Raw genomic sequence first — 13,155 nt, forward strand, 5'->3', positions numbered from 1 at the left:
TACACCTTACACCTTAAACCTTTAAAGGCTAATCGCTCAGTTTAGGTCACAAAGACACGGAGAAAAGCAAGATTCTCCCACATCCCTCTGTGGCTCTGTGCCTCCATGAGAAAAGAAAATGGGGTCACCAAAGCGGCAAAAAAGAGTTCGATTTTTTGAATAGTGCATTACCGTTGGTTGTTTTTAGAATTAGTCGAATATTTACGAGATTTAACTGGGGCTGTTTCAGACGGTCTCCTAGAAAAGGGTAGCCAGTCGATCGTTAGCCCGCCGCAGGCGGAGGCTGAGCAGATGGGAAATACCGTTAAAAAGTTTTGCCATCACCCGGGGAGCTTCATCCAGAAGTTTGGCCTGGGATTGGCGAGTAAAAATCAACAGCTCGGAGTCTTCAATCACCTTGATGCTCACCGACCGGCGACTGCCGTCCAGAAAAGCCATTTCACCAACCAGCGAACCGGCAAAAAACTTGGCCAGGATTACCGGTTTGGCCAGAAATTCAGTCTCTTTGAGGGCTTCAAGATGGCCGCTGACAATATAGGCAAGGAAATCCCCAGCATCACCTTCACGGTAAAGGATATCGCCGGCAGTATAACTGGCCTGCTCCAGGTAGGACTTATAAATTCCCCAATCTTCAGCATCCATGTAGCGGAAGACGCCAATCTTCGGGCAGGTGGTGGTTAAATCAATGGAGGTCAATGGTCCGGGATTCATCCTTTTTGCGGCTCCTTGGCAGCATCTTTTTCCGCCTGGTTCTGGGCAATTTTATCCCGTATTTGGTCAAGCAATTCGGCAAATTTCTTTTTCTGCAAAATGGAAGAAAACTGGCTGCGGTAATTACGCACCATGCTCACTCCTTCGATAATCACATCATAAACCAGCCAGCTGCCATCCCGGTCGATCATTTTATAATCCACGGGGATTTCCTTGCCTTTACTGATAACCACTGTTTTCACCAGGGATTTACTCCCCTGCATTATCTCCTTATTATAACTAACCGTTTCACCGGAATATTCGTCAACCCTGCCGACATAGGTACTTTTCAATAAATCCGAGAACAAACCGACAAACTCATCTTTTTCCGCCGCCGAAATTTTGCGCCAATGGCGCCCCAGACACATCTTGGAGGTATAGCTCAAATCAAAGTGCTGTTTAAAAAGCTGGACAACCTTCTCTTCCAGCAGTTCTTTGCCGGCTTCACCTTTCAGGCTTTCATCAGACAAAACCTCAATCAAATTATCAATACCGGATTTCAACTGCTGCTGGGGGGATAAAGCAGCCTCGCTTTCCGCCGCCAGGGAAAAGGAGATACCGACGAAAAAAATCGTAGCCAGCACCACCATAAAAACCACAAAAGGAGATTTCATGCACGTTCGTTTCATCATTCTTCAACCTTTTTCAATTGGTTTTGATAATAGGCATTTCTCACTGCCACGTAAGGATCCAGGACCGCTTTGATCAAGTCTTCATACGTACCAATGGTCAAAGATGTACGGTTAACCATTTTGCCACTGCCAACAGCAATACCTGTTTCAATATTATCCCAGTATATCCAGGTGAGTGGTTCGGTAAAGTAGTCTGCAGCCAGACCCGCTGTCCCCCGGACACTGGAAGGACCGAAAAAAGGCCAGACAAAATAGAATCCATGCCCCATTCCATAAAAACCCAGGGTCTGGGAAAAATCTTCATCATATTTCTTCATCCCATCATAGGATGCCGGATCCATCAGGCCGGCAACACCCGCCGTACTGTTCAGCAAAAAACGGCTCAGTTCATCACCGAAAGCGGTAAATTTCCCTTGCAGCAGACAATTCAACAACCGAATGGGAGCACTGAGATTGGTAAAGAAATTCCTGACCCCGATTCTCAGGGGTTCGGGAACTACCTTGCCATATCCCTGGGAAACCGGTTTCAAAAACCAGAAATAAAAGCGGTCGTTAAAAGTAAACATGATCCGGTTATATGATTCCAGAGGATCGGCAATCATATTATCGGTATCGGCATATTCATCGGAAAATTCATCGGCTGTTTCCCCATTCAACTGCTGATCAGCCGCTGCTGCCGGGGAAACCAAGACCACACCAAAGGCCATAACGGCCAGCAAAAATAAGAACAACGTAAGACCCGGCCATAACTTTTTCCGTCCCACAATCCTCCTGGCAGCAATCATCTCAAAATTCTCCTTTTTACCTAAATTAAGCGATTAGCTTTTAGCAGTTAGCTGTTAGCTTAATAATTACAATATGTTTAATATCGCCAATCTTCACCCGTTGGGTGTTGTTACTAATCAACGTAAATCCATGATTTTTAAAAGCTAATTGTTAATGGCTAACCGCTAATAGCTCAGCTTAGGTTTTAACTTAAAGCTACTCAATGAAATTACAATCCATCACACATCGCCGAATACATACTTGCTGATCAAATCCTCCAGATCAATGGCTGATTCGGTTTCCGTTATCTGGTCACCATCACCAAGATAGACATCGTCACCTCCGGGATAAATCTTAATAAATTTATCACCGATAATTCCCTGGGTTTTAACCGAGGCAATAACGTCGCTCTGCAGCTTGACTTCGGGAAAAATTAACAGTTCCACCGTGGCCATATCATACTTATTCAACGAGATTTTCTCAACTTTACCCACCAGTACACCAGCAATTTCCACCCGGGCTCCCTCTTTTAATCCGGAAACCGAATCAAACTGGGCCGAAATTCTGGTATAATTGCCCCCAAACAAATCAATACCGCCCAGATTAATCGCCAGGTAGGCAACCGCCAGCAGGCCTATCAACATAAAGACACCCACTGCCAACTCAATGTTAAATCTTTTTTTCGCCATGCTTATTCCCCAAAATATTTATAAATTATTTCCGGATGAGCACTAACTGTGTTGATCGCTTAACTTAGATACTCAACTTTCTGACTTGTATTGCCAAGGCATCACAGGATGTTCGGGCTTGGCTCACAGCGGTATTGGCCGCCGAACGAATCACACGATGTGATTCGCGGCGGACGCCTCGGAAGCCGGCCATGGACGGCCGGCGAGAATGAGCGAAAGCCATGCCGGAACATCCCTGAAAATGTCTTACAACTATTTTTAGAGCAACTTAAGAAAGTTGAGTCAGTTATCATTTAAAGTCCGGCAGCCAACTCCAGGTCTTCAATTTCACTGGTGTACATTTTCCCCATCACCCGTTCAACAAAAGCTTTGACCAGCGGTATTTCACAGCGCTGGATATCCTCCGGGGTTGCGCATATCTGGATAACCCCTTCATGAAGCAGAGCAATATAATCAGCCAGGTTGAAGATTTTTGGAATATCATGGCTGACTATGATGCTGGTATACCCCAACTTTTTCTGGGTCTCATGAAACATCTGGTAAACTTCATGACTTTTCACCGGATCAAGACCGGTGGTGGGCTCATCAAAGAGAAGGATTTCAGGATCCAGCTGCAATGCCCGGGCCAGCCCCACCCGTTTTTTCATCCCGCCGCTGAGTTGAGCCGGATATTTATCCTCACTGCCGGTCAATCCCAGCAATTCAAGAGTTGCATGGACCTTTTCCCGCACTTCGGCTGCCGGCATTCGGGTCCGCTCCCTCAGCGGCAGAGCGATATTATCAAAAACTGTCAGGGAATCAAACAATGCGGCACCCTGGAATAACACCCCGAATCGGGTCCGCAGGCTTTTCAGTTCGGATCGTCTGAGCCTGGTCACATCCTGCCCTTCAACTGTCACCTGGCCGGCATCAGGGGAAACCAATCCCAGAATATGTTTGAGCAGAACACTCTTTCCCTGGCCGCTTTCCCCGACAATAACCGTCGTCAAGCCCCGGCGGATAGGCAGGTTTACCCCCCGCAAAACCTTCTGTTTGCCAAAAGATTTTTCTATCCCGACCAACTCAATACAGCAATTTTCACAAGTCATACTATTTCCTAAGTAAAGCAATTAGCAGTTAGCTCTTAGCATTTAGCTGGGTAAAATTAAGGCATTACGTTAATAATACACAGTACCCAACAGATAACTGTATCTATAATAGTGAAATCCCTTATAATCATTAAACTAATCGCTAACGGCTAAAAGCTAATCGCTCAATTCAGGTATTTCAATACCGTCAAAATAAAAATTTACAGCAAAATTGAAGTAATTATATAGTCAGCCACCAGAATCGCCACGGAAGAAATCACTACCGCGTGAGTGGTAGCCCGACTTACTCCTTCAGCACCGAAACCATTCCGACTTTTATGAACCCAATAACCACGATCAGCACAAATCCAGACAATCAGAATCGCAAAACAGACTGATTTAATAAAGCACATGCGGATATCCGCCGCCAGGACCGATGATTTCATCGTCGCCATGTAGGCACCTTCACTCCCCCCCAGCAGCCGCACCCCCACCAGAAAACCACCCATGAGGCCGACAATGTTAAAGATGGCGGTCAGCAGCGGCAAAGTAATAAGGCTGGCAACAACTTTTGGCGAGATAAGATAACGGTAAGGATCAATAGCCATACACTCAAGAGCATCAATCTGCTCTGAAATTCTCATGATCCCAACTTCGGCACAGATGGAAGAACCAACCCGTCCGGTCACCATCAGCCCGGTTAACACCGGTCCCAGTTCCCTGACCAGGCTTAAGGCCACCGCTGAACCGAGAGCCCCCTCGGCACCAAACATCCTCAGGGTATAATATCCCTGGAGGCCCAGAACCATGCCGACAAAAGCCCCGGTGAAAAATATCACCGTAAAAGACGTCGCCCCAATCACATGAATCTGTTTGATGATCGGCATAATTTTAAAAGGCGGCCGAAAAATCCCGACCACCGACCAGAACAGAAAAACCCCGGCCCGGCCAATTTCTATCAGCGTTCCCAAGGCATTAGCCCCAAGATTTTCCAGCCATTCAATCATTAAATTAAAACCACCCGGTTTCCATCCGGTAACTGCTGTTTCCGGATGGACGATTAGCTCTCAGCTTTCAGCAGCGTAAGCATTCGACTTTGTTTATAAATTGGCAAATTCTTGGACCTAATATCCGTCAATTTTTTTAATTCTCGCGCTAAGCCGCAAAGACCGCGAAGAGTTCAATTTGCTATATCGTCTGTCGTTTTTCTTTGCGCTCTTTGCGTCTTGAGTGAGTGAAACGAACGGGCGCGAGAAAAAAAAATTACGCTGAATAATTACCAGTTTTTTTATTTCTCACAGAGACACGGAGTCACAGAGGGCAAATGACTCGGGTTCTCTGTGACTTTGTGCCTCTGTGAGAGTATTTTTATCTTTTCTGAAAACGTAGTCGAATGTTTACTCAGCAGCCAGCTTAACCATCTGTTTTTCCAATGTATTTCTGACAGCTGGCTACTGATCGCCGAAAGCGTCCATCAGGAAATGAAAGTTTCCGGATGAGCACCACTTCGAAATATTAGAATATGCTTATAATTATTTAACTACTATCGGTCGGCATGTCAACGAAATAGTTGCCGGTTAAAGAAAATTCAGCAAAAGTTTGTAATTTTTTAACTCAACTTTCTGAGTTGTTCTAAAAACAACTGAAAGAAAATTCCAGGGATGTTCCGGCATGGCTCTCACTCATTCTCGCCGGCCGTCCATGGCCGGCTTCCGAGGCGTCCGCCGCGAATCACCTCGTGTGATTCGTTCGGCGGCCAATACCGCTGTGAGCCAGGCCCGAACATCCTGTAAGGTATCCCTGACAATGCAAGTCAGAAAGTTGTGTTTTTAAATGGAAGCTAGCTGGCATTCCCTGCCGGCTTTATTTCCGCACCTACACAACCGGCAGCCGGGAACCGGTCAAAATCAATATCGATCCAGCGGCCAACCGGGACTTCCAGCATCTCCCAACCGGCAACACTTGCCATCTTCAGCAGGTCATCATGGCTGATTCCGGCCTGGCGATACAGTTCAAGCTCCTGAAAAAAGACCTCACCATGAAACACATTATAGGACCCGGAATCGGTACCAATGGTCAGGGGGGTACCGATCTCATAAGCAAAATTAATCATCTCCAGCTGACGGCGGTAATTTCTTTCAATCACCCGGCACTGAGCGGGAGAAAAACGGCTGTCCGGATCCTGCAACTGATTGGCCATCGCCGCCACCGTCGGGGTCCAGTAAATCCGCCGGTCAGCCATCATTTTCAAAGTATCACGACCGATAAAATATCCATGTTCAATACTGTGGACACCGGCTTCAACCGCCATCCGGCAGGCCGCGTCCGAATTGACATGGGCCATGACCTTCTTCCCATGACGCCCGGCAGTTGCCACTATCTCCCGCAATTCCTCCGCCGACCACTGGGTTTTGCCGATAACTCCATATTCATCAAATGAGACCAGGCCGGTAAGCAATACCTTGACAAATTTGGATGGCGAAGAAGAAATCTTTTCTTCCAGGTTCAAATCCCGCTGATCACCGATAAAAGCACCGTAATAGCCGGGTTTAAAAAGTGCCGGACCGGTGCGAACCACCTGCAATGGTGAAAAATCAACTCCATCCAGACAGCCATCACGATCCCCGGCATCACGCACCAGACCGATACCGGCAGCATATTGCCGCCGGGCGTTTTCCCGCGGGTCACCCCCGAGACTTAAGTGAAGATGAGTATCAACAAAGGCCGGACATTTCATTAAAACAATACTCCAGACTAAATGACAGGTTAAGAAACATTCGGCAAATAACTAAAATAGCTCAATACAAACCAAACTTGTTCATAGCAAAATAAAATCCTGGACGTCAAGTTTGAAATGATTTGGAATAATCGGATAGAACAACCTTAAACCACTTGTCATGCACGGAAATCTGTGTTACTAGCTAAGCTTTACAGGCAGTTACAGGCTGGGATTACGGCGATTTTCACCAGGTTAAAACATAGTTATTTTTTGTTTAACAACCGTATTTTTTAACAACTTTTTTATGGAGGAAGTTATGAGCTATCAATTTATGAATGTTGAAATTACTGACGGAGTTGGAACCATCTGGCTGAACCGGCCCCCGGCAAATTCTCTTAACCGTGAAGTAGTGGAAGAGCTGGCGAAAGCCTTTGCCGAACTGCGCGACAATGATGAAGCAAAAGTACTGGTTATTGCCAGTAAAATTCCCGGCTTTTTTGTTGCCGGGGCCGATATCAAGATGTTTGCCGAAATGACTACTGACCAGGCCTGGGACATTTCCGCGCGGCTGCAGGAAGTCAACCAGATGCTGGAAGACATGCCGAAAATATCCATCGCCGCCATCAGTGGCTATGCCCTGGGTGGCGGGCTGGAACTGGCCCTGGCCTGTGATTTCCGTTTTATGGCTGAATCAATAACCATCAAAGACAAAGAACGTACTCCAACCCTTGGATTACCGGAAACTACCCTCGGCATTCTTCCCGGTGCCGGCGGCACCCAGCGCCTGGGCCGGCTGCTGGGACCCAAAAAGGCCCTCTATTTTATCTCCACCGCCACCCAGATCAAACCTCAGCAAGCCCTGGAACTGGGACTGGTGGAAAAACTGCTGCCCGGCGATGAGGTGGTGGACCAAACCATGGCTTTTGCCAGAGAAATGGCTGCCAAGGCGGTGATCGGCATCGGCTGCGCCAAGAAAGCCATCTACCAGGGATTTAACCAGGAGATGAAGGACGGATTGCGGATTGAATGTGATGCCTTCAAGGAAGCCTTCGCCAGCGATGACGCCACCGAAGGATTGAACGCGTTCATTGAGAAGAGAGCGGCAAAATTCCAAGGTAAATAACTCAACTTTCTGAGTAAACATTCGACTACGTTTTCAGAAAAGATAAAAATACTCTCACAGAGGCACAAAGCCACAGAGAACCCCAGTCATTTGCCCTCTGTGACTCCGTGTCTCTGTGAGAAATAATAAAAATTTGTCAATCTATAGACAAAGTCGAATATTTACTTTATGGCGTGCAGAAACACAGGGAAATGTTAAACAATAAAATCAATAAGTTACAGATTTATAGGATTTCCAAAAAACTCAGAAAGTTGAGTAAATAATAATCGAGGCAGCAGGAGGGTCGCATCTTAAATATAAAGGAGGACATCACAATGAAGCGAGTATTCCGGTACCTGCTCCTGGTCTTATTTATTCTCAATCTTGCCGGTTTGGCCCTGGCAGCGGAAAAATCATATACCATTGGACCGGGGGATGTGCTGGAGATTTCGGTCTGGAAGGATGAAAGCCTCAGCCGGCAGCTGATTGTGCCTCCCGACGGGGTTATTTCCTTCCCGCTCATCAATGATATCAAGGTTACCAACCTGACGGTACCGGCCCTGCGACAGGAAATCGCTAAACGTCTTAATGATTTCATCCCTGATGCCACGGTGACGGTGATGCTGGTCCAGATCAACAGCCTCCAGGGCTACGTCATCGGCAAGGTAAACCGCCCGGGTCAATTCCCCATTAATCAGGATACCACCGTCATGCAGATCCTGGCTATGGCCGGTGGGCTGAATCCCTTTGCCGCCACCGGAAAAATCTTCATCATCCGCCGGCAAAATGGAAAATCGATAAAAATACCTTTCGATTACGACGACGTGGAAAAAGGCAAGAACCTGGAACAAAACATCATCCTGAAACGCGGTGATGTGGTGGTGGTCCCATGACCATGCTTTTTCGTCCGGCAGCAATACTTCTTTTGCTCATATTTTCATTTTTCCTGCTGCCCGGGGCTGCCCGATCCGCGGATTTCAGCTGGGAACCGGCCATCAGCATCAAAGGCGAATATGACGATAATATCACTTTTGATAATCAGGATGAAACAGACGATTACCTGGCCACCATCAGCCCGTCCCTGACATTCAAATATGCCAGCGAACGGCTGACAATCAACAACCGGATGGGTGCTGACATCCTCCGCTATAACGATGAAACCGACCTGGATGATGAATATCTGCGCTGCAATCTGGACGGCGAATACCTGCTGACCGAAAAATTTTCCCTCACCGGCCGGGGTTCTTACATCAAAGATACCACCCTGGAATCGGAACTGGAAGAAACCGGCCTGGTCAATTACCGTGAAGACCGCCGGCGCTACAGCCTTGGCGGCGGTTTCGGCTATCGTTTGTCCGAGGTCAGCAACTGCCAGCTCGAATACGGTTTCGGACAAACCAATTACGACGGCTACTTAAACCTTGACTACGACTTCCAATCAGTCACCGGCACTTTTCAGCATCAGCTGGCCAACATGCGTGATGTTATCATCCTGCAACCTTACTACTACTATTATGATTCCGATGTCAGCCAGGTAGACAACTATGGACTCTCCCTGGGTTTTGAACATCCTTTCAGTGAAACTTTGAACCTGAGCATGTTTGCCGGGGTCAGATACACCGAAAGCAGTTATGACCAGCAGGAAATCCGCTATATCCTAATTCCTCCAGGGATATTGGTTCCGATCCTGGTCACCAGGACGGAAAATGATGATAACTGGGGCGGGGTTGCTGATATCTCCCTGAAAAAAACCGCCGAACGCTGGACGGTCGAGCTGGGTTATAACCGTGATCTCAGTTACGGTTCAAGCGGTGAAAGTATTGAACGTGATCGTTTTCACTTTACCGCCGGCTATGAGATCACCGCCCGCTGGCGGGCCCGATTGTCGACATCTCTTTCCTACTCCGAATCGGACAGTGATTTTTCCGATGAAGACAGCCGCTATTTCAACCTGACCCCCAGTATCAGCTATAAATTGACTGAGCAGCACTCCCTGGTCCTGACCTATTCCTACGCTGAAGTATATGATAAAATTCTGACCAGCAACCAACGCTACGATCGCAACCGGATCTGGCTGTCCCTGAATTTCCGTTTTCCCCAACCATAGAATTTTTGGATGATGATCATTGCTGAGCTAATAATTATGAGACTAGAACTATGAATGAACAGATTGATCTGCAAGCTATCAAAGGAATTATCAGAAGACAGAAGATTCTTTTTCTGGTCACTTTTGCCTCTATTTTTACCCTGAGCGTCATCGTTGCCTTTGTCCTGCCGCCGGTCTACCGCTCCCAAAGCACTATTCTGATCGAAGAGCAGCAAATACCCCAGGAGTTTGTTCAAACCACTATCACCAGCTACGTTGAAGAACGGCTGCAGGTCATCACCCAGCAGATTTTGAGCCGGCCGCGGCTGCTGGAAATCATCAACCAGTTCAATCTTTATCCGGACATGCGCGACCGCTTCACCACCGAAGAAATTGTCCAGAAAATGCGCGATGCCATCAATTTTGAAATGATTAACACTGAGGTCACTGACCGGCGTACGGGCCGGTCGACCACGGCAACTATCGCTTTCTCTCTTGCATACGAAGGTGAGAATCCCTCTACGGTCCAGAAAGTCACCAATAAACTTACCTCTCTATACCTGGAAGCCAACCTGAAAACCAGGGAACAACGGGCCAGCAACATCACCACGTTCCTGGAAAAAGAGCTGAAAAATTTAAAAGAAAAGATTGGTGAACAAGAATCAAAGATCAGTCAATTCAAGCAGCAGCACGGCCAGGAACTGCCGGAATACCGGTCCGTCAACATGCAGGCCCTTTCCCGGCTGAACCAGCAGATTGATCAGGCTGCCATGCAAATTCGCTCGCAACAAGAACGTAAAATATACCTGGAGGGGCAGCTTGCCAATGTCGACCCCCTGCTGCCGGTAGTCACCGATGAAGGTAAAACCGTAATGAATCCCCGGGAACGACTGAAATATTTACGCCTGCAGTTGATCAGTCTACAATCCCGGCTGTCCGACAAGCACCCGGATGTGAAAAGAATGATAGGTGAAATTGCCGAACTTGAAACAAAAGTCGGTGACACTAATGACTCTCTGGGAAAAATAAAGCGGTTAAAGGACAGTGAAGACAGGCTGGCAATCCTGAAAGGTAAACTGGGGCCTAAGCATCCTGATGTCATCAAGCTGGAAAAAGAGATTAAACTGCTGAAACAGCAGATTGAAAAGCAGCAATCACAAACCGCCATCAATGCGGCGAGCGAAAACAATCCGGAAAACCCGGCCTACATCAACCTGAAAACCCAGATTGCCTCGGCCACCATGGAAATCAACTCTCTCAAACAGGAAAAAAAGCGGATTGAAGAAAAGATCAACCATTATCAGCAGTTGATTGACAATATTCCATTGGTGGAAAAGGAATACAATGACCTGATCCGTGACCAGCAGACAGACCAGGCAAAATACCAGGAGATCATGAATAAGCTCCTGGAGGCCAAGGTTTCACAGGAAATGGAAGAATCTCAACAGGCAGAACGATTTACTATTATTGATCCTGCTCTTACCCCTGAAAGACCGGCAAAACCAAACCGTCTGGCCATTGTCCTGATCGGCTTTGTCCTGGCTCTGGGGGCCGGCGTTGGCTTGGCTGCGGTACGGGAAAACCTGAATGACGCGATTAAAACAGAAGAGGAACTCGGACGTTTAACCGGTCTACCGGTACTCACTTCCATCCCCCTGATGGAAAGCGATAAGGAACGGCGACAGAAACGGAACAAAAAACTTATCGTTGTTCTTATCTTGGGGCTTGTCATCGCCCTGGGGCTTCTCTTGTTTCACCTGTATGTCATGCCATTGGACATCCTGACGCTCAAACTCCAGCGCAAGTTTTCCAGACTATAATTTTTCAAATTGCCAGGGATCCAAAGGAATAAGGATTGAGGATTAATTAAATGAGTAAACTTAAGAAAGCCTTAGAAAAAGCAAAAGAAGCCCGGCAACAGGAGTCTGCCCCTACAGTAACGGTTACGATAAGTGAAAACAACTCCGACAGCACGGCACAACAACAGCTTAAACAACCAGAGAGCAGTCAATCCTCTGTCCAAACCCGGGTATCCCCCTGTGATCCACAACGGCTACACAATAATAAAATAATTTTCGATTGCCAGGCCCGGAAAGCAGGAGATCAGGTAAAAATTCTCCGCACCCGGATATTGGATCATTTCAAGGAAATCCGGGGCAACAGCCTGCTGCTCACCAGTCCTACCGCCGGCACCGGAACAACCCTCACGGCTATCAATCTGGCTTTAAGCATGGCCCAGGAAATCAACCGCACCGTCCTGCTGGTGGATGCTGATCTTCGACACCCTTCTATTCATCGCTATTTTGGTCTGAGCGCTGAGCGGGGACTTTCCGATTACCTGCTTGGCAAAGCCGATCTCCCTGAACTGCTGATCAATCCCGGTTTTGACAACTTGACTATCCTGCCGGGAGGAAAACCATTAACCAATTCTACCGAACTTCTTGGCGCCCCGCAGATGAAATCTCTGGTCAGAGAAATGAAAACCCGTTATGCTGATCGTTATCTGATATTCGACAGCTCACCACTGCTTACCTGTGCCGATGCCCTGGTTTTTTCAAGTTTCATTGACAGCATTATGCTGGTAGTTGAAATGGAAAAGAGCAGCCGTGGGGAAATCAAACAAGCAATGGAATTACTACAGGACAAACCGGTATTAGGCAGCATTATGAATAAGGTAATAAATTAGTTATTCAAAAGAGAAAAACCAGGGAAAACATTGTATAAATCATTTTATGGCCTGAAAGAAAAGCCTTTTAACCTTAATCCTGATCCCGCCTATCTGTTTTGGAGCGGCGGACACGAAAACGCCTACACCCACCTGGAATACACCATCACCGAGAATAAAGGCTTCGGGGTCATCACCGGTGAAGTCGGTTCCGGCAAGACTACCCTGATCAACCATTTAATTAATAAAATCCCCAAAAACCTCCACTTAGCCCTGATCAACAATCCTGATGTCAGCCCCACCCAGTTACTGAAGATGCTCTGTCAGGAATATGAGCTGGTCAGCACCGATAACGATAAAACCGTTTTACTGGAACATCTACATAATTTTCTGCTCCAGATCTATGCTAACCAGCAACGAGCCATTTTGATTATTGATGAAGCCCAGAATCTACCGGCGGAAACTATTGAAGAAATCCGCTTGCTTTCCAACCTGGAAACAGAAAAAGAACATCTTATTCAAATTATTCTGGTGGGGCAGCCGGAACTTAAGGAAAAGCTGCAGCGCCGCAGTCTGCGCCAGTTCACCCAGAGAGTTACGGTTCACGCCCACCTTACGGGCCTGACTGTCGATGATGTCCGCCACTACATCCAGCATCGACTCAAGGTTGCCGGCGGCGA

At 47.3% G+C, this 13,155-nt stretch carries 15 protein-coding genes; 7 read left to right on the top strand and 8 right to left on the bottom strand.

Features of this window, described 5'->3' with window-relative positions; genetic code table 11:
* Positions 1-237 precede the first annotated feature (237 nt).
* The 7 genes from U9P07_07035 to U9P07_07065 all read right to left on the bottom strand — a co-directional run bounded on the left by U9P07_07035 (position 238) and on the right by U9P07_07065 (position 4,910).
* The gene (locus tag U9P07_07035) at positions 238-711 is read right to left on the bottom strand and encodes a cyclic nucleotide-binding domain-containing protein (protein ID MEA2109157.1); all 474 of its coding nucleotides are present in this window, start codon (positions 709-711) and stop codon (positions 238-240) included.
* Positions 708-1,382, bottom strand: a complete 675-nt coding sequence (locus U9P07_07040; protein MEA2109158.1) for an ABC transporter substrate-binding protein — start codon at positions 1,380-1,382, stop codon at positions 708-710. Before U9P07_07040 ends, U9P07_07035 begins: the two co-directional genes overlap by 4 nt.
* Positions 1,379-2,167: a VacJ family lipoprotein gene (locus U9P07_07045; GenBank protein ID MEA2109159.1), complete on the bottom strand. Its 789-nt coding sequence runs from the start codon at positions 2,165-2,167 to the stop codon at positions 1,379-1,381. The genes U9P07_07040 and U9P07_07045 overlap by 4 nt, the downstream gene beginning before the upstream one ends.
* A gap of 219 nt (positions 2,168-2,386) precedes the next feature.
* Entirely contained in the window at positions 2,387-2,836 is a 450-nt protein-coding gene (gene mlaD / locus U9P07_07050; GenBank protein MEA2109160.1) for an outer membrane lipid asymmetry maintenance protein MlaD, read from the bottom strand.
* 64 nt (positions 2,837-2,900) lie between these two features.
* The gene (locus U9P07_07055) at positions 2,901-3,059 is read right to left on the bottom strand and encodes a hypothetical protein (protein ID MEA2109161.1); all 159 of its coding nucleotides are present in this window, start codon (positions 3,057-3,059) and stop codon (positions 2,901-2,903) included.
* A 70-nt stretch (positions 3,060-3,129) separates the two neighbouring features.
* Positions 3,130-3,924 carry an ABC transporter ATP-binding protein gene (locus tag U9P07_07060; GenBank protein ID MEA2109162.1) on the bottom strand — a complete coding sequence of 265 codons (795 nt, stop codon included), beginning with the start codon at positions 3,922-3,924 and terminating at the stop codon, positions 3,130-3,132.
* A 200-nt stretch (positions 3,925-4,124) separates the two neighbouring features.
* Positions 4,125-4,910, bottom strand: a complete 786-nt coding sequence (locus tag U9P07_07065; protein ID MEA2109163.1) for an MlaE family lipid ABC transporter permease subunit — start codon at positions 4,908-4,910, stop codon at positions 4,125-4,127.
* A gap of 664 nt (positions 4,911-5,574) precedes the next feature.
* Here U9P07_07065 and U9P07_07070 point away from each other — a divergent pair.
* The gene (locus U9P07_07070) at positions 5,575-5,736 is read left to right on the top strand and encodes a hypothetical protein (protein MEA2109164.1); all 162 of its coding nucleotides are present in this window, start codon (positions 5,575-5,577) and stop codon (positions 5,734-5,736) included.
* Between the two features lie 7 nt (positions 5,737-5,743).
* Here U9P07_07070 and U9P07_07075 read toward each other — a convergent pair whose 3' ends face one another.
* Complete coding sequence (locus U9P07_07075; GenBank protein ID MEA2109165.1) at positions 5,744-6,640, bottom strand: amidohydrolase family protein; 897 nt, start codon at positions 6,638-6,640, stop codon at positions 5,744-5,746.
* Positions 6,641-6,938: 298 nt separating this feature from the next.
* On the opposite strand from U9P07_07075, the gene U9P07_07080 reads away from it, so the two are divergent.
* The 6 genes from U9P07_07080 to U9P07_07105 form a co-directional block, all read left to right on the top strand.
* Entirely contained in the window at positions 6,939-7,745 is an 807-nt protein-coding gene (locus U9P07_07080; GenBank protein ID MEA2109166.1) for an enoyl-CoA hydratase-related protein, read from the top strand.
* A 314-nt stretch (positions 7,746-8,059) separates the two neighbouring features.
* Positions 8,060-8,617 (top strand): polysaccharide biosynthesis/export family protein, encoded by a 558-nt coding sequence (locus tag U9P07_07085; protein MEA2109167.1) that lies wholly within the window; start codon positions 8,060-8,062, stop codon positions 8,615-8,617.
* Complete coding sequence (locus U9P07_07090) at positions 8,614-9,831, top strand: outer membrane beta-barrel protein (GenBank protein ID MEA2109168.1); 1,218 nt, start codon at positions 8,614-8,616, stop codon at positions 9,829-9,831. The genes U9P07_07085 and U9P07_07090 overlap by 4 nt, the downstream gene beginning before the upstream one ends.
* Positions 9,832-9,881: 50 nt before the next feature.
* Positions 9,882-11,630, top strand: a complete 1,749-nt coding sequence (locus U9P07_07095; GenBank protein MEA2109169.1) for a GNVR domain-containing protein — start codon at positions 9,882-9,884, stop codon at positions 11,628-11,630.
* Positions 11,631-11,680: 50 nt separating this feature from the next.
* Positions 11,681-12,496, top strand: coding sequence for an AAA family ATPase (locus U9P07_07100; GenBank protein MEA2109170.1), 816 nt, complete (start codon positions 11,681-11,683; stop codon positions 12,494-12,496).
* A gap of 30 nt (positions 12,497-12,526) precedes the next feature.
* Positions 12,527-13,155: AAA family ATPase (locus U9P07_07105; GenBank protein ID MEA2109171.1), on the top strand; the 629-nt coding region annotated here is incomplete at its 3' end.

It is taken from the genome of Pseudomonadota bacterium (assembly GCA_034660915.1).
In the GTDB taxonomy this organism is placed as follows: domain Bacteria; phylum Desulfobacterota; class Anaeroferrophillalia; order Anaeroferrophillales; family Anaeroferrophillaceae; genus DQWO01.

Coding starts and splice junctions, on each gene's coding strand:
- U9P07_07035 (MEA2109157.1), bottom strand. CDS start 711: ATGAATCCCGGACCATTGACCTCCATTGATTTAACCACCACCTGCCCG.
- U9P07_07040 (MEA2109158.1), bottom strand. CDS start 1,382: ATGATGAAACGAACGTGCATGAAATCTCCTTTTGTGGTTTTTATGGTG.
- U9P07_07045 (MEA2109159.1), bottom strand. CDS start 2,167: ATGATTGCTGCCAGGAGGATTGTGGGACGGAAAAAGTTATGGCCGGGT.
- mlaD (MEA2109160.1), bottom strand. CDS start 2,836: ATGGCGAAAAAAAGATTTAACATTGAGTTGGCAGTGGGTGTCTTTATG.
- U9P07_07055 (MEA2109161.1), bottom strand. CDS start 3,059: ATGGCTTTCGCTCATTCTCGCCGGCCGTCCATGGCCGGCTTCCGAGGC.
- U9P07_07060 (MEA2109162.1), bottom strand. CDS start 3,924: ATGACTTGTGAAAATTGCTGTATTGAGTTGGTCGGGATAGAAAAATCT.
- U9P07_07065 (MEA2109163.1), bottom strand. CDS start 4,910: ATGATTGAATGGCTGGAAAATCTTGGGGCTAATGCCTTGGGAACGCTG.
- U9P07_07070 (MEA2109164.1), top strand. CDS start 5,575: ATGGCTCTCACTCATTCTCGCCGGCCGTCCATGGCCGGCTTCCGAGGC.
- U9P07_07075 (MEA2109165.1), bottom strand. CDS start 6,640: ATGAAATGTCCGGCCTTTGTTGATACTCATCTTCACTTAAGTCTCGGG.
- U9P07_07080 (MEA2109166.1), top strand. CDS start 6,939: ATGAGCTATCAATTTATGAATGTTGAAATTACTGACGGAGTTGGAACC.
- U9P07_07085 (MEA2109167.1), top strand. CDS start 8,060: ATGAAGCGAGTATTCCGGTACCTGCTCCTGGTCTTATTTATTCTCAAT.
- U9P07_07090 (MEA2109168.1), top strand. CDS start 8,614: ATGACCATGCTTTTTCGTCCGGCAGCAATACTTCTTTTGCTCATATTT.
- U9P07_07095 (MEA2109169.1), top strand. CDS start 9,882: ATGAATGAACAGATTGATCTGCAAGCTATCAAAGGAATTATCAGAAGA.
- U9P07_07100 (MEA2109170.1), top strand. CDS start 11,681: ATGAGTAAACTTAAGAAAGCCTTAGAAAAAGCAAAAGAAGCCCGGCAA.